Annotated in this window: 11 protein-coding genes and 3 tRNA genes; 5 read left to right on the plus strand and 9 right to left on the minus strand. The window is 62.5% G+C overall.

Annotation, left to right across the window (positions count from 1 at the left end; genetic code table 11):
• The first annotated feature begins 1 nt into the window (after position 1).
• Both SDENCHOL_RS11140 and SDENCHOL_RS11145 read left to right on the plus strand, forming a co-directional pair.
• A complete protein-coding gene (locus SDENCHOL_RS11140) occupies positions 2-1,744 on the plus strand; it encodes an ABC transporter ATP-binding protein (RefSeq protein ID WP_067169625.1) in 1,743 nt (580 codons plus the stop codon).
• A gap of 87 nt (positions 1,745-1,831) precedes the next feature.
• On the plus strand, positions 1,832-2,647 hold the full coding sequence (locus SDENCHOL_RS11145) for a prohibitin family protein (RefSeq protein WP_067169628.1): 816 nt from the start codon (positions 1,832-1,834) through the stop codon (positions 2,645-2,647).
• A 31-nt stretch (positions 2,648-2,678) separates the two neighbouring features.
• Here SDENCHOL_RS11145 and SDENCHOL_RS11150 read toward each other — a convergent pair whose 3' ends face one another.
• From SDENCHOL_RS11150 to SDENCHOL_RS11160, 3 genes are read right to left on the minus strand one after another with little or no spacing between them, the layout of a single operon-like run.
• Positions 2,679-3,461 carry a thioesterase II family protein gene (locus SDENCHOL_RS11150; protein WP_067169631.1) on the minus strand — a complete coding sequence of 261 codons (783 nt, stop codon included), beginning with the start codon at positions 3,459-3,461 and terminating at the stop codon, positions 2,679-2,681.
• 28 nt (positions 3,462-3,489) lie between these two features.
• Positions 3,490-3,981: an SRPBCC family protein gene (locus SDENCHOL_RS11155; protein WP_067169634.1), complete on the minus strand. Its 492-nt coding sequence runs from the start codon at positions 3,979-3,981 to the stop codon at positions 3,490-3,492.
• Between the two features lie 20 nt (positions 3,982-4,001).
• Positions 4,002-6,260 carry a RelA/SpoT family protein gene (locus SDENCHOL_RS11160; protein WP_083522822.1) on the minus strand — a complete coding sequence of 753 codons (2,259 nt, stop codon included), beginning with the start codon at positions 6,258-6,260 and terminating at the stop codon, positions 4,002-4,004.
• A 135-nt stretch (positions 6,261-6,395) separates the two neighbouring features.
• Between SDENCHOL_RS11160 and SDENCHOL_RS11165 the strand changes: the two genes are divergently transcribed.
• Together SDENCHOL_RS11165 and SDENCHOL_RS11170 are read left to right on the plus strand one after the other, a co-directional pair.
• The gene (locus SDENCHOL_RS11165; RefSeq protein WP_067169639.1) at positions 6,396-7,169 is read left to right on the plus strand and encodes a zinc-dependent peptidase; all 774 of its coding nucleotides are present in this window, start codon (positions 6,396-6,398) and stop codon (positions 7,167-7,169) included.
• Positions 7,170-7,302: 133 nt separating this feature from the next.
• Positions 7,303-8,100 (plus strand): enoyl-ACP reductase FabI, encoded by a 798-nt coding sequence (locus SDENCHOL_RS11170; protein ID WP_067169642.1) that lies wholly within the window; start codon positions 7,303-7,305, stop codon positions 8,098-8,100.
• A gap of 86 nt (positions 8,101-8,186) precedes the next feature.
• On the opposite strand, the gene SDENCHOL_RS11175 is transcribed toward SDENCHOL_RS11170, so the two are convergent.
• The 5 genes from SDENCHOL_RS11175 to SDENCHOL_RS11195 all read right to left on the minus strand — a co-directional run bounded on the left by SDENCHOL_RS11175 (position 8,187) and on the right by SDENCHOL_RS11195 (position 11,504).
• Positions 8,187-10,094 carry a SurA N-terminal domain-containing protein gene (locus tag SDENCHOL_RS11175; RefSeq protein WP_067169654.1) on the minus strand — a complete coding sequence of 636 codons (1,908 nt, stop codon included), beginning with the start codon at positions 10,092-10,094 and terminating at the stop codon, positions 8,187-8,189.
• Between the two features lie 350 nt (positions 10,095-10,444).
• A complete protein-coding gene (locus SDENCHOL_RS11180) occupies positions 10,445-10,741 on the minus strand; it encodes an HU family DNA-binding protein (protein WP_067169658.1) in 297 nt (98 codons plus the stop codon).
• Positions 10,742-10,955: 214 nt separating this feature from the next.
• Positions 10,956-11,031: transfer RNA gene (locus SDENCHOL_RS11185), tRNA-His, on the minus strand.
• Positions 11,032-11,230: 199 nt separating this feature from the next.
• Positions 11,231-11,304: transfer RNA gene (locus SDENCHOL_RS11190), tRNA-Arg, on the minus strand.
• A gap of 123 nt (positions 11,305-11,427) precedes the next feature.
• A tRNA-Pro gene (locus SDENCHOL_RS11195) sits at positions 11,428-11,504 on the minus strand.
• 321 nt (positions 11,505-11,825) lie between these two features.
• On the opposite strand from SDENCHOL_RS11195, the gene dksA reads away from it, so the two are divergent.
• Entirely contained in the window at positions 11,826-12,188 is a 363-nt protein-coding gene (gene dksA / locus SDENCHOL_RS11200; protein WP_083522823.1) for an RNA polymerase-binding protein DksA, read from the plus strand.
• A 148-nt stretch (positions 12,189-12,336) separates the two neighbouring features.
• Here dksA and pnp read toward each other — a convergent pair whose 3' ends face one another.
• Positions 12,337-14,436 carry a polyribonucleotide nucleotidyltransferase gene (gene pnp / locus SDENCHOL_RS11205; protein WP_067170663.1) on the minus strand — a complete coding sequence of 700 codons (2,100 nt, stop codon included), beginning with the start codon at positions 14,434-14,436 and terminating at the stop codon, positions 12,337-12,339.
• Positions 14,437-14,807 lie beyond the last annotated feature (371 nt).

The raw sequence follows: 14,807 nt of genomic DNA on the forward strand, positions 1-14,807 counted from the left end.
CATGAACGGCACGCCGCCCGAGACCGCTCCCTCCGCCGCGCCGCTGCTTCGCGTGCGCAATCTGGCCATCGGCTTTCGCAGCGGCCGCCGGCAGCCGCCGGTCGCGGCGGTCAAGGGCATCGACTTCGAGATTCCGGAAAACGCCACCGTCGCCCTGGTCGGCGAATCCGGCAGCGGCAAGTCGGTCACGGCGCTGTCCATCCTCGGTCTGCTGCCGCGTGAAAATGCCGTCGTCGAAGCCGGCAGCCAGATCATCTACGGCGCGCGCAATCTGCTCGAACTGGCGCCGGGCGAGTTGCGCGCCCTGCGCGGCCGGGACATCTCGATGATCTTCCAGGAGCCGATGAGCTCGCTGAATCCGGTGTTCACCGTCGGCAGCCAGATCGGCGAAGTCCTGCGCCTGCATCTGGGCATGACGCCACGCCAGGCCATGCGCCGCACGGTGGAATTGCTCGATGAGGTCGGCATCCCAGATCCGCAGGCGAAGAGTGCGGCCTATCCCTTCCAGCTTTCCGGCGGACAGCAGCAGCGCGTCATGATCGCCATGGCCATCGCCTGCCAGCCGCGCCTGCTGATCGCCGACGAGCCGACCACCGCGCTCGACGTGACGATACAGAAGCAGATCCTCGAACTGCTCAACGAGCTGCAGCAGCGCCACCGCATGGCGATGCTGTTCATCACCCACGATCTGGCCGTGGTCGGCGACATCGCCGAGCGGGTCATCGTCATGCGTCACGGCGAAATCCGCGAGCAGGGAAGCACCCGCAGCGTCTTCGAGGCGCCGCAGGATGCCTATACCCGCGCCTTGCTCGCCTGCCGCCCCAGCCTGGCGCGACGGCCGCGCCGGCTGCCGGTCATCGAGGACTTCCTGCGCGAGACTGCGCAGCCGCCACAGCCAACGCAGCCACCGCAGGCAGCCGATCAGGAAAGGCCACGCGGCATCGCGCCAGGCGACAGCGTGATCCTCGACGTGCGCCATCTGAGCAAAAATTTTTACAGCCGCAGCGGACTGTTCGGCCGCCGCGAATTCAAGGCCATGGATGAGGTTTCCTTCCGCCTGCGGCGCGGCAAGACGCTGGGCATCGTCGGCGAATCCGGCTCGGGCAAGACCACCCTGGGCCTCACGCTGATGCGCCTGCATCGGGCCAGCGGCGGCGCGGCGCTGTTCGAAGGACGCGACATCCTCGCCATGTCGCCGGCCGAATTCCAATCCTATAAGCGGCGCATCCAGATCATCTTCCAGAACCCCTACGCCTCGCTGAATCCGCGCTTCACCGTCGGCCAGATCCTCGACGAACCGATGCTGATCCACGGCATCGGCGGCAGCGCCGCGGAACGCCATCGGCTGGCGCGCGAACTGCTCGATCGCGTCGGCCTGCCGGCCACGGCGGCGGAACGCTATCCGCACGAATTTTCCGGCGGCCAGCGCCAGCGCATCGCCATCGCCCGCTGCCTGACGCTGAAGCCGGACATCCTGATCTGCGACGAATCCGTTTCGGCGCTGGATGTCTCGGTGCAGGCCCAGGTGCTCAATCTGCTGCAGGATCTGCAGGACGAAGCCGGACTGTCCTACATCTTCATTTCCCACGACCTTGCCGTGGTGCATTACATGTCCGACGAAGTGCTGGTCATGCACCAGGGCCGCGCCGTCGAATGCGCCGATGCCGACGAGATCTATGCCCGGCCGCAACAGGAATACACGCGCCGGCTGCTGCAGGCCATGCCAGGGAAGAAATGCGCCTGAAGCCCGCCGCGCGCAGCCGGAAAAATATGTCTTTCGGGTTCCCTTCCTGATACCATGCCGCCCTTTCCCTCAGAAAGCGCACACGTCATGGCAACCCTGATCAACTCTTCCGGCAACCGTCTGTTCGGACGCATCATCAGCGGCATCCTCGTTCTTCTCGTGCTTTACTGGCTGGCCCCCTTCGCCATCGTCGGGCCGGGCACGCGGGGCGTGCTGACGACCTTCGGCAAGGTTTCGGACGAGGTCTATGGCGAAGGCATACATTTCATCATCCCCTTCGTCCAGCACATGCATCTGATGGATGTGCGCACCCAGAAGGGCGAAGGCCAGGGCGATGCGGCCTCGAAAGACCTGCAATCCGTGCACACTGCGGTAGCCCTGAACTACCACATCCAGCCCAGTCGGGCGGCCGTGGTGTTCCGCGATCTCGGCCAGTCGGTGGGGGAGCGCATCATCGTCCCGGCCGTGCAGGAGGCGGTGAAGGCCGCGACCGCGCAATACACGGCCGAGGAGCTGATCTCCAAGCGCCCGGAAGTCAGGGAACGCATCAAGTCGCTGCTGTCCGAACGCCTGGACAAGTACGGCGTCACCGTCGATGAGTTCTCCATCGTCAATTTCTCCTTCTCGAAAAGCTTCAACGACGCCATCGAAGCCAAGACCACGGCGGAACAATTGAAACTGAAGGCGGAACGCGATCTGGCGCGCATCAAGGTCGAGGCCGAACAAAAGGTGGCTTCGGCCAAGGCCGAGGCCGATGCGCTGGCGCTGCAAAAACAGCAGGTGACTGCCGAGCTGATCCGCCTGCGCGAAATCGAGAATCAGCGCAAGGCGATCGAGAAGTGGAACGGTATCCTGCCCAACGTGACGAGCGGCGCGATCCCCTTCATCAACGTCGGGAAATAAGGCAGAACCGGAAAGCGCCGCAGGGCACGGCTCAGGCCGCGTCCAGCAGCGCGCCTGCCAGGCAGTCGAGCACTTGCCGCCGCGACTCGTTGATGAAGAAATGGCCGCCCTCGAACCACTGCTCACGATAGGCCGCGGACGTCTGCCTCCGCCAACCGCATAGTCCGCTCTCACCGCCCTCATCATCGTGCACGTGCCTGTCCTGACGCCCTGACAATGCGGTCAGCGGGATGGGCAGGGGCGACTCGTCCTCGTAGCGATAATCGGCGCCCAGCGCGAAATCGGCGCGCACGGTGGGCAGCAGCAACTGCATGAGTTCGCGGTTGTCGAGAATTTCACGCGGCGTACCGTTGTAATCGCGCAGCTTCTCGATCAACTGGTCGTCGGGCAACTCATGCAGGCGCTTCGATTTTTCCTTCAGCGGCGGCGCATTGCAGCCGGAGACGATCAGATGAGCGGGCATGGGCAGGCCATGACGCCGGCAATGACGTGCCAGTTCAAAGGCAATCAGCGCGCCGAGACTGTGGCCGTAGAAGGCGAAGGGCAGCGGCGCCCGCGACTGCTGCGCCTGGAGCACGTCGCCGAGCGTCCGGATCAGCGCCTTGAAGGAAGTGCATGGCGGCTCGCGAAAACGCGCGCCGCGCCCCGGCAATTGCACGGCGCACAACTCGATCGCCGGATCGATCTCGCGCTGCCATGGAACGAAAGCCGCCGCATTGCCGCCGGAATAGGGAAAGCAATACAGCCGCAAACGCGGCGCCGAACGCGATGGCGATGCCCTCGCCGCCGGGCAGATCAGCCACTTCTCGCTCATTACCCCTGGCTTCTCAACCCCTCGCGCCTCATCCCTTGTACGCCGGATTCGACGGCTTGCCCGTTTCGTAATACTGCTTGAGGCCCAGCCCGACCTTCTTCATGTTGCCGCGAATGATCACATTGAGCAGCAGCTTGTCGAGCAACGCGCCGAGCGCGCCCCATTTGATGGTGTAGGTCATGGTTGGCCGAAACAGCGTCCTGCCCTCACCGGCATCTTCCAGGATGTAATGAAAACGCGCGGCGACGAAGATCGGTGGCGGCGGCTTGTCGCCGTCATGCAGTTTGATGACGAAGCCCTTGCCCTCGTTCCATTCGACGACGGTCTCGTCCATCTCCATGCCCGAAGTGGTGTACACGCGGCGGCTGGTGCCCACGCCTTCACGTTGATCCGTCGCCATGCGGCAGTCGCGCAGGCCAGGCACGTATTTGTGCGGCACCGTCAGATCGCGCAGACGCTGCCAGACTTCGGCGCGCGGCAGATTCACGATGACTTCGGCGACAGCAGTACTTTTTTCCATGATTTCACTCCAGACAAGAATCAGCCACGCCGCACGTCATTGACGTCCGGCACTTCACGTACCAGATTCAGCAGGCGCTGCAGCTCCGCCGTGCCATGCAATTCAAGGGTGAACGCCATGCGCGCCATGCCATTGCGCGACAGCGTCTTGACGGCGGTCACATTGACGCGCTCACGCGAAAAGACTTCCGAAATATCACGCAGCAATCCCTGGCGGTCCAGCGCGTCGACGACGATGTCCACGCCGTAGAGCCCCTGGCCGTCGATGCTGCCCTGGCCCCAGGCGGTTTCGATGACGCGTTCGGGATTGCGCGCAGCCAGATGCTCGAAGGTGCGGCAGCCCTTGCGGTGGATGGAAACGCCCTTGCCGCGCGTGACGAAACCGGCTATCGAATCCGGCGGCACCGGCCGGCAGCAGCGCGCAAGCTGCGTCAGCAGATTGTCCACGCCCACGACCAGCACGCCGCTTGACTGCTCGCGGCGGCTGCGGCGCACCTGGATTGCCGGCTCATCGGGAACGCCCTCCGTATCGCCGCGCAAGGCCTGCTGCAGCATGCGCTGGCCGACTTCGCCACGCCCGGCGGCACGGTAGAGATCGGCGGCCGACTTGCAACCCAGCTTGGCAGCGAGCGCATCGATATTCGCCTGGTTCTGCCCTTCGCGCTGCAGCTCGCGCGCGATCACGGCGCGGCCCTGGCTCAGCAGCGCCTCGTCCTCCTGCGCGGCAAACCACTGCCGCACCTTCTGCCGGGCGCGATGCGTGACGAGATAGCCCTGCGCCGGATTCAGCCAGTCGCGCGAGGGCGCACCCTGTTTGGCGGCGATGATCTCGACCCGCTGGCCATTGTCGAGCGGCGTATTCAGCGCCACCAACTGGCCATCGACCCGCGCACCGCGGCAGCGGTGGCCCAGATCGGTATGCAAACGATAGGCAAAATCCAGCGGCGTGGCGCCGCGCGCCAGGTCGAAGACGCGGCCCTGCGGCGTCATCACATAGATGGTGTCGTCGAACTCGGCCTGCTTGAAATGCTCGATCCATTCGCTACTGTCGGCAATTTCGTCACGCCAGGAAAGCAACTGGCGCAACCAGGAAATCTTGTCGTTGTAGGTGTTATCCGCCGGCGTCGACTCTTCCGAGTGACCGCTTTCCTTGTAGCGCCAATGCGCGGCCACGCCCAGCTCGGAGTGATAGTGCATTTCGTAGGTGCGAATCTGCACTTCGAACGGCCGACCATCCTCGGCAATCACCGCCGTATGCAGCGAGCGGTAATCATTGCCCTTGGGCTGGGCGATGTAATCGTCGAACTCGCCGGGCACGGGCTGCCAGCGCTGATGCACGACGCTCAGCGCGGCATAGCAATCCTTGACCTCGGGGACGAGGATGCGCAGGGCGCGCACGTCATAGACCTCGTCGAACTCGAGACGCTTGCTGCGCATCTTGTTCCAGATGCTGTAGATGTGCTTGGGGCGCCCCTGTATCTCGGCCTGGATGCCGGCCGCCGTCATTTCAGCCTTGAGGCGAGCCATGGTCGTCTCGATGAACAGCTCGCGCTCCGCGCGGCGTTCGTCGAGCATCCTGGCGATGCGCTTGTAGATTTCCGGCTCGAGAAAGCGAAAGGACAGATCCTCGATTTCCCATTTCAACTGCCAGACGCCCAGCCGGTTGGCCAGCGGGGAATAGATTTCCAGGCTTTCGTGCGCCAGTTGCTCGCGTATCGGGCCGGGATGACCCGTCATGAAGCGCAGCGTCTGGTTACGGCTGGCCAGGCGCAGCAACACCACCCGAATGTCCTCGACCATCGCCAGCAGCATCTTGCGCAGCGTCTCGGCCTGGGCTCTGGCTTCAGGAGAGGTGCCGCGCTGGGTACGGGTCAGCAGGCGCAGGGTGTTCAGGCGTTTCAGTCCCTCGATCAAATGCGCCACCGGCGCGCCAAAGCCGGCGATGATGCTTTCCTGCCAATCCCTGACCGGCTGAAGCTCCGCCTCTGCCAGGCCGGCCACGCCAAACAGCAACGCGGCAAGACGCACGTCGCGATCGAGATTCAACAAGGCGCAGGCGCGCGCCATGCCCACGGCGTGATCCAGATACAATTCGCCGGTACCCAGCGTCGCACCGGCATAGCACTCGCTGGCGGCATGCAAGGCGCGCTCGATCTCGGCACGGCTGGCAGCCGGCAGCCCGGCGCTCAGGGTGTCGATCAATTCAAGATCCAGCGTCCCCGTCGCAGGCGCCGGCACAGGAGCAGAGCCGGCTGCCGGCACGGCAGCGGATGCTGCCATCGGTAGGGACGTAGTGCTCGAAGCATTCATCACGCAATTATCCCAGATTGGAGGCCGGCAAGATGCCGCGCTGCAACCAGAAGCTTTCGCCCCAGATGCACCCCCCAATGCACCTCCAGACGCACCCTTTGCGCCATGCTTGCCTGGCGTAAGCTGCGCAACTGGCTGAGACGCCGCAAGGCGGCAGCCATCCGCATCACGCCGGCGCAATGGCAGCGCATCGAAGCACGCTTGCCTTTTCTCGCCCACCTGCAACCCGCCGAGCGTCTGCGCCTGCGCGGCATGGCGCTCGAACTCCTCGTTGACAAGCAGATGAGCGGCGCCCAGGGACTGCAACTGCATACCGAAATGCAGCTTTCCATCGCCTTGCAGGCCTGCCTGCCGGTGCTGAAACTGGGGCTGGACTGGTATCGCGGCTGGAGCGGGATCATCGTCTATCCGGGAGATTTCATCGTGCCGCGCCGCGAGGTCGACGAAACCGGCATCGTTCATGAGTTCGACGACACCCTGCTTGGCGAAGCCTGGGAAGGCGGCCCGGTGCTGCTGGCCTGGTTTGAGTACACCGAGGAAGCGCATGGCGACAGCCACAACGTCGTCATCCATGAATTCGCCCACAAGCTCGACATGAAAAATGGCCTAGCCGACGGCTTTCCGCCATTGCACGGCAGCATGACCGCCAGCGCCTGGCGCGATGCTTTCGTTCCCGCCTACGAAGATTTCTGCCGGCGCGTCGACCGTGGCGAGTACACCGCGCTCGATCCCTATGCCGCCAGCGCGCCGGCCGAATTCTTCGCGGTCATGAGCGAAGCGTTTTTCTGTCTGCCGCAGCGCTTACATGAAGAATACCCAGCCGTGTATGAGCAGCTTTCGCTGTTCTATCGCCAGCAACCGTTGTCCTCCGCCACCTGATTCGGCAGAGGCGCCGGAAGCTCGGCAAGTCCGCGCAAAGCCTTGTCAAACGTGCGTTTGATAACGGTCTGACGGCTTCCTCTGCGGTTTTCATCCGCTATAATTCGCGGCTTGAATTACTCAGGAACACATCATGGGTTTTCTCTCCGGCAAACGCATTCTCATCACAGGCCTGCTCTCCAATCGTTCGATCGCCTACGGTATCGCCCAGGCCATGCATCGCGAAGGCGCGGAACTGGCCTTCACCTACCAGAACGACCGCGTGCAGGATCGCGTTGCCAAACTGGTGGCAGATTTCGGTGCCCCTCCTCTGTTTGCCTGCGATGTTGCCGAAGACGCACAGATCACGGCCTTGTTCGAGGACATCGGACGGCACTGGGGCTACCTCGACGCTCTGGTTCATTCCATCGCCTTTGCCCCCAACGAAGCGCTCGAAGGAGACTTCCTCGATGGCATCTCGCGCGAAGCTTTCCGTATTTCACAGGAAGTCTCGGCCTACAGTTTCCCGGCGCTGGCCAAGGGCGCGCGGCCGCTGATGCAGGGGCGCAACGGTTCCCTGCTGACGCTGAGCTATCTGGGCGCAGTGCGCACCATGCCCAACTACAACATCATGGGACTGGCCAAGGCCAGCCTGGAAGCCTCGGTGCGCTACATGGCCGCCAGCCTCGGCCCGGAAGGCACGCGCGTGAATGCCGTTTCCGCCGGCCCGATCAAGACCCTGGCCGCCTCGGGCATCGGCAGCTTCGGCAAGCTGCTCTCCTACAACTCGCATCACGCGCCGCTGCGCCGCAATGTCACCATCGAGGAAGTCGGCAACGCCGCCGCCTTCCTCTGCTCCGACCTGGCCAGCGGCATCACCGGCGAAATCCTGTACGTCGATGGCGGCTTCAATACCACCGCACTGGGCAATGCCGAACCGATGAACAACTGAGCGGCAAAGCAGCGCAACTGAAAAAAGGCCCGATCACATCATGTGTCGGGCCTTTTTTTCATCCGCTCATGGCGTCACGGCGGGTGTCACGGCGTCTCCTTGCGCTCCAGCACCGCCTTCTTGATCTCGACAGGATATTGCTGCCGCAGCGTGGCCAGCCAGGCCGAGAAATCTTCCTCGGCCACGATGCGCACATAATCCTCGCGCAATTTACGCGCCTGCTCATCATCGGCATTCGCCGCCCGAGGCAATACCTGTCCGACGCGATACAGGGCATAGCCGCCATCCGCCAGAGCGACACCTGCATAAGCCGGCAGTTTCTGCGCGCCGGCCTTGAAGATGGCGCGAACAGCCGCAGCCGACAGCCCTTCGCTGCTGACGCGCGAAACGCGCTGGCGCTCGCCCCAGGCAAGCGCCGCGGCCGCGGCCTCGCCCTTGTCCAGCCTAGCAAGCTGCGCCTCGCCCTCCTTGCGCGCCAGCCTTGCCGCTTCTTCATGGATCAGGCGTTCCTCGATGGCGTTCCTGACCTCATCGAACGGCAGGCGGGCTGCCGGCTTGTGCTCGATGACGCGCGCGGCCACCAGGGTATTCGGCGCCACTTCGATCGCTTCGGTATTGTGCTTGTTCTTGGCAACGTCCTCACTGAACAAGGCGGCAAGCAGCCTGGGATTGTTAAGTAAACCGCCGGCTTGATCACGCGTCAGCCAGTCGCTTTGCTGCAACGCCAGCTTGAACTTCTCCGCCGCCGGCTTGAGCGTATCGGCCTGTTCATAGACCATGTTGCTGAACGCCTCGGCCTGCTCGCCGTATTGTCTGGTGGCCGACTGGCGCTTGATCTCCTCGATGATCTCGTCGCGCACGGCGGCCAGCGGACGCACTTGCTCGGCCCGGTTCTCCTGCAGCCGGATGAGGTGGAAGCCAAAATCGGTACGCACCGGATCGCTGATTTCGCCAGGCTTGAGCGAGAAAACGGCATCCTCGAACGGCTTGACCATCGCGCCCTGCGCAAACCAGCCCAGATCGCCACCCCGCTGCGCCGAACCGGGATCCTCCGAATGCTCTCTGGCGAGTCTTGCAAACTCCGCCGGCTTGCTTCTGAGTTCCACCAGGATCGCCTCGGCCTTGGCCTGAGCCGACTTGACTTGCGCGGCATCGGCATCCTTGGCCACGGCGATCAGGATATGGCCGGCATGACGCTCTTCCGCCTGCTTGTATTTATCGGCATGCGTCTGGTACCAATCGGCAATCTCCTGCTCGCCGACAGTTGCCTGCGCAATCAACGCCTCCTGGCTCAACACCAGATATTCGGCACGCACTCGTTCCGGCGTTTCAAACTGCTTGCCATTGACATCGTAATATTTCTTCGCCGCATCCGCGGCGAGCTTGACCTGCGCCGCAAACTGCTCCGGCTTGAATCGAATCTCATCAAACTCCCGCACTTCCTGCATGGCTTCCGTCCAGCGCTGGGCCGAGGCGCGCGCCGGCACGGCAGCATCCCGCACCACGCCCAGCAACTGCTGCTGCGCGATTTCCTGGCGCAAACGCCGCTCGAACTCCTGCGAACTCAACCCCTGGCCCGCAACGAAACTGTCGTAGCGCTGGCGCGAAAACCCCTGCTCGTCATGGAATGCAGGAATCTCCTGGATCACGGCGCTCAGTTGCGCATCCCCGACCACCAGATGCGACTGCGCCATGTGCTGGACAAGGATGCGCTGCGTGACCAGGTTGTCGAGGACGGCGTGCCGCATCTCGGGCGAGTCCAGCATCTCCTGCGGAATCTCGCGCCCGAATTGCTGGCGCATGCGCTCCTGTTGCTCACGCACCGCCTGTTGCAACTCCTGCCGGGAAATGTCGGATGAGCCCACCTTGGCGACCACATCGTCACCTCCCGAACTGCTGACGAAGGACTCGATGCCAAAGAAGGCGAATGGCAGGGTAATCAGGGCCAGGATGACCTGCACCACTCTGCGGTTGTTATGTACGATGTCAAACATGCGGGGCTACCAGGTAGAGTGAGAGTGTGAGAGTACGGAGAGTATGGAGAGCGCGGAAAGTACGAATCAGCCGAAGCATCCATCCGGACGCCTCGCCCCGAACCGGCCAGACGGGCACAGGCGGACAATGCGATCCGGCGGGCTGAAAACGCACCTCTACCCCAGGCGCTGCAGATGTTGCAGGTTCCAGGCCGTGTCGCAAACACCGCAGCCGTGACCAGCCCGGGTCGAAGCCGGCAATTATAAATAAGGCTCGCAAATAAGGCACGCGCTGGCGGTAACCCGAAGGAAACCGGCAGCGCGTGCGCTCAGGCCGGGCAGCGCATGACGCCGCCCTTGTCTCGTTCTACTTACTTCTTCGCAGCCTTTTTCTTGCCAGCGACGGCAGACTTCAAAGCAGCGCCTGCCTTGAACTTCGGCACGGTGGTCGCTGCAATCTTGATCTCCTTGCCGGTTTGCGGGTTGCGGCCCGTACGCGCTGCGCGCTTCGAAGAACCGAAAGTACCAAAACCAATCAGGGTCACCGTATCACCTTTGGCAACAGTCTTGGTGATTGCCGCCAGGATTGCATCCAGCGCGTTGCCGGCTGCTGCCTTGCTGATACCAGCTTCCTTTGCCGCGACTTCAATGAGTTCAGACTTGTTCATGGAATTTCCTTTTGTTTAATTGAAAACTCTGTATAGAAGCGCCAGTGTTACCACCCGCTTAGGTGATGGCGTGGCGATTCTAACCTTGCTTTTGCTCATCTGACAATGTGGCATGCAAGAAATTTGCGTTGCCCGAAAGTTGCCCGGAGCAAGCCCGCGACCGCGACATGAAAAAAGAAAAGGAGCCGCAACGGGCTCCTTTTGGGTATTTTTTTGGGGTGGCCGATGGGACTCGAACCCACGACGACTGGAATCACAATCCAGGACTCTACCAACTGAGCTACGGCCACCACCGTCTTCACTCTGCTGCCGATGCCAGACTGGCTGTAGCGGCTACCGAACGAGGCCGCAATTCTATCGGCCTTGCGCAAGCAAGTCAATCGAAGGATTGTCGTCAAGAGATATTGCCGCGCCATCTGCGGCGGTCTCCCGGCAAGCGCAATGGAACCAATGGAACGCAAGAAAACACAATGTGGAAACCCGGGAATGCGCGGCAGGAGGGGTTCGAACCCCCGACCTACGGCTTAGAAGGCCGTTGCTCTATCCAGCTGAGCTACTGCCGCATCGTATCGTCGTACCATCGTGCCATCGTACACCGGTACACCGCGCACCGTACCCACCATGTCATCGCGCCGGAAATTCGGACATGCCGCCCGAATCAAGCCGCCAGATGCCAGGTTGTTGGGTGGTCGGGGCGAGAGGATTTGAACCTCCGACATCTTGCTCCCAAAGCAAGCGCGCTACCGGGCTGCGCTACGCCCCGAGAACCGGAGATTCTACAGATGCGGCCCAACCCGGTCAATTCCTGCGGCATGCCAGGCCTGCCACAGGGCCATGCCACGAGCTTTCCAGCGCTGCCGGCAAAACCGGCGCAGACCTTTGCGATGCAGCGGCCCTGACACGGCTTGCAGGTCATGGGTATTTGGTTTATAAAGCCCGAATCCTGCTGTACCCATCCACCCGATTCCACCCGATTCATCATCACCCGGCCCGTCGTGGGCTGAATCAGCGGCGCGTGGATCATGGATCCGGTATCGGCAATCAGCACAATTCAGCAATTTCTCGCTACAAGAGTCAGGACGATATGAACAGCAAGCAACAGGCACATTTCCGCAAGATTCTCCAGACGCTCAAGGATGAGCTGCTGGGTGATGTCGAGCGCACCGTACACACAATGCAGGAGGAAGCCACCGTCTTCGCCGACCCCAACGATCGCGCCAGCCAGGAATCCGACATCGCCCTGGAACTGCGCAACCGCGACCGCGAGCGCAAGCTGATCAAGAAGATCGACGAGGCGCTGGAACGCATCGAGAAAGGCGAGTACGGCTACTGCGACAGCTGCGGCGTGGAAATCAGCCTCAAGCGCCTCGAAGCCCGTCCGACGGCCACCCTGTGCATCGACTGCAAGACGCTGGAGGAAATGCGCGAAAAGCAGTTGGCAAAGTAACCCACCGGCCGCTTGCGCTCAAAAACAGCCAAGCCAGCCGCAAAAACAACGAGGGCGCCACACAGGCGCCCTCGTTGTTTTTTGTCCGCCGAGGTAATCAACCTCGCAACCTCGCGGCGGACGAGCCAGGCCTCAGAACTCTCAGAACTTATTCCGCCGCCGGCTCCGGCGCATTCACCGCCTTCATCGACAGGCGCACGCGGCCCTTGTCATCGGTTTCGATGACCTTGACCTTGACCTGCTGGCCTTCCTTCAGATAGTCGGCCACGGCATTCACCCGCTCGTTGGCGATCTGCGAAATGTGCAGCAGGCCATCCTTGCCCGGCAACAGGCTGACGATGGCGCCGAAATCGAGCAGGCGCAGCACCGTGCCTTCGTAGATGCGGCCGACTTCGACTTCGGCGGTGATATCCTCGATGCGTTTCTTGGCAGCTTGCGCGGCATCCGAATTCACCGAGGAAATGGTGATCGTGCCGTCATCGGCGATGTCGATGACCGCGCCGGTTTCCTCGGTCAGCGCGCGGATCACCGCGCCGCCCTTGCCGATCACATCGCGGATCTTCTCCGGATTGATCTTCATGGTGATCATGCGCGGCGCGAAGTCGGAGACATCCTCGCGATGGCCGGACAGCGATGCCTTCATCTTGCCGAGGATGTGCAGCCGCGCCTCCTGGGCCTGCGCCAAGGCCACCTGCATGATTTCCTTGGTGATGCCCTGGATCTTGATGTCCATCTGCAAGGCGGTGATGCCGGCATCGGTGCCGGCCACCTTGAAGTCCATGTCGCCCAGATGATCCTCGTCGCCGAGGATGTCGGTGAGCACGGCGAAACGATTGCCTTCCTTGATCAATCCCATCGCGATGCCCGCCACGTGGGCCTTCAGCGGCACGCCAGCATCCATCAGCGACAGCGAAGTGCCGCACACCGAGGCCATCGAACTGGAACCGTTCGATTCGGTGACTTCGGAGACCACGCGGATGCTGTAGCCGAATTCCTCGGCCGTCGGCAAAACCGCCAGCAGCGCGCGCTTGGCCAGACGGCCATGGCCGATCTCGCGGCGCTTGGGCGTGCCGACCCGGCCGGTTTCACCCGTGGCAAACGGCGGCATGTTGTAGTGCAACATGAAACGATCGCGGTATTCGCCCTGCAAGGCATCGATGATCTGCTCGTCGCGGCCGGTGCCGAGCGTGGCCACCACCATCGCCTGGGTCTCGCCCCGGGTAAACAGGGCCGAGCCGTGGGTACGCGGCAGCACGCCGTTGCGGATGGCGATCGGCCGCACGGTGCGCGTATCGCGCCCGTCGATGCGCGGCTCGCCGCTGAGGATCTGGTTGCGGACGATCTTCGCTTCCAGATCGAAAAGGTGATTCTTGACGGTGTTGGCATCGGCGGCGTTCTCGCCTTCGCACAGCGCCGCCACCACCGAGGCAGCGACTTCACGCGTCTTCAGGGTACGCGCCTGCTTCTGCGTGATGCGGTAGGCTTCGCGCAGCGGCGCTTCGGCCAGCTCGGCGATACGGGCGATCAAGGTCTCATCCCGGACTGGCGGCTGCCAGTCCCACTCCGGCTTGCCGGCGATCTCGACGAGCGCGTTGATGGCATCAATCGCCACCTGCATCTGCTCATGGCCATACACCACGGCGCCGAGCATCACTTCCTCGGAGAGCTGCTGGGCTTCGGATTCGACCATCAGCACGGCGGCGGCCGTGCCGGCGACGACCAGATTCAACCGGCTGTCCTTCAACTGCGAGAAGGTCGGGCACATCACATACTGGCCGTTGATGTAGCCGACGCGCGCAGCGCCGATCGGGCCGGCAAACGGCACGCCGGAAATCGCCAGGGCCGCCGAAGCGCCGATCATCGCCGGAATGTCCGGATCGATTTCCGGATTGCTCGACATGACGGTGGTGATGACCTGCACCTCGTTGGTGAAGCCTTCCGGAAACAACGGACGGATGGGACGGTCGATGAGACGCGAAGTCAGCGTCTCTTTTTCCGACGGACGCCCTTCGCGCTTGAAGAAGCCACCGGGAATCCGTCCGGCGGCATAGGTCTTCTCGACGTAATCGACGGTCAGCGGAAAGAAATCCTGGCCGGGCTTGGGTTGCGGCTGGGCGACGACGGTGGCCAACACCACGGTGTCATCCATATTGACCAGCACGGCGCCACCGGCCTGGCGGGCGATTTCGCCGGTTTCGAGGGTAACGGTGTGGGCGCCGTAGTTGAAGGTCTTCTTGGTAGGGTTCAGTTCGAGCAAGGTTCTATCCTTTCATCATTAACAGGCTTGACGGGCGCAGATGCCGCCCCATGGCGAACATCACAGCGATCAATTTCAGCGCCATCAAACGCCAATTTCAAACTCAAATAATCAAGCAACCGGATCGCCACGCCACTTCAATCGACACGCATCACTCTTTGCGTGCATTCAGAAGTTTCAGGAGACCCGAGGGCCAGAAACAACAAAGCCGGTGACAACCAGTTCTCCAGATCTGATTGACACCGGCATACTTTCAGGTTTGCCGAGGCAAATATCCTGCTGCGGGACAGAGACAATGCTGTCTCACGCGATCACTCTTGGTTTGCACGTTTTCGGCTCGAAACGCCGCGCCGCACGGCGCG

Origin of the sequence: Sterolibacterium denitrificans, assembly GCF_900174485.1 — a bacterium.
In the GTDB taxonomy this organism is placed as follows: domain Bacteria; phylum Pseudomonadota; class Gammaproteobacteria; order Burkholderiales; family Rhodocyclaceae; genus Sterolibacterium; species Sterolibacterium denitrificans.

Coding starts and splice junctions, on each gene's coding strand:
- SDENCHOL_RS11180 (WP_067169658.1), bottom strand. CDS start 10,741: ATGAACAAGTCTGAACTCATTGAAGTCGCGGCAAAGGAAGCTGGTATC.
- SDENCHOL_RS11170 (WP_067169642.1), top strand. CDS start 7,303: ATGGGTTTTCTCTCCGGCAAACGCATTCTCATCACAGGCCTGCTCTCC.
- SDENCHOL_RS11140 (WP_067169625.1), top strand. CDS start 2: ATGAACGGCACGCCGCCCGAGACCGCTCCCTCCGCCGCGCCGCTGCTT.
- dksA (WP_083522823.1), top strand. CDS start 11,826: ATGAACAGCAAGCAACAGGCACATTTCCGCAAGATTCTCCAGACGCTC.
- SDENCHOL_RS11165 (WP_067169639.1), top strand. CDS start 6,396: ATGCTTGCCTGGCGTAAGCTGCGCAACTGGCTGAGACGCCGCAAGGCG.
- SDENCHOL_RS11145 (WP_067169628.1), top strand. CDS start 1,832: ATGGCAACCCTGATCAACTCTTCCGGCAACCGTCTGTTCGGACGCATC.
- SDENCHOL_RS11160 (WP_083522822.1), bottom strand. CDS start 6,260: ATGGCAGCATCCGCTGCCGTGCCGGCAGCCGGCTCTGCTCCTGTGCCG.
- SDENCHOL_RS11175 (WP_067169654.1), bottom strand. CDS start 10,094: ATGTTTGACATCGTACATAACAACCGCAGAGTGGTGCAGGTCATCCTG.
- SDENCHOL_RS11155 (WP_067169634.1), bottom strand. CDS start 3,981: ATGGAAAAAAGTACTGCTGTCGCCGAAGTCATCGTGAATCTGCCGCGC.
- SDENCHOL_RS11150 (WP_067169631.1), bottom strand. CDS start 3,461: ATGAGCGAGAAGTGGCTGATCTGCCCGGCGGCGAGGGCATCGCCATCG.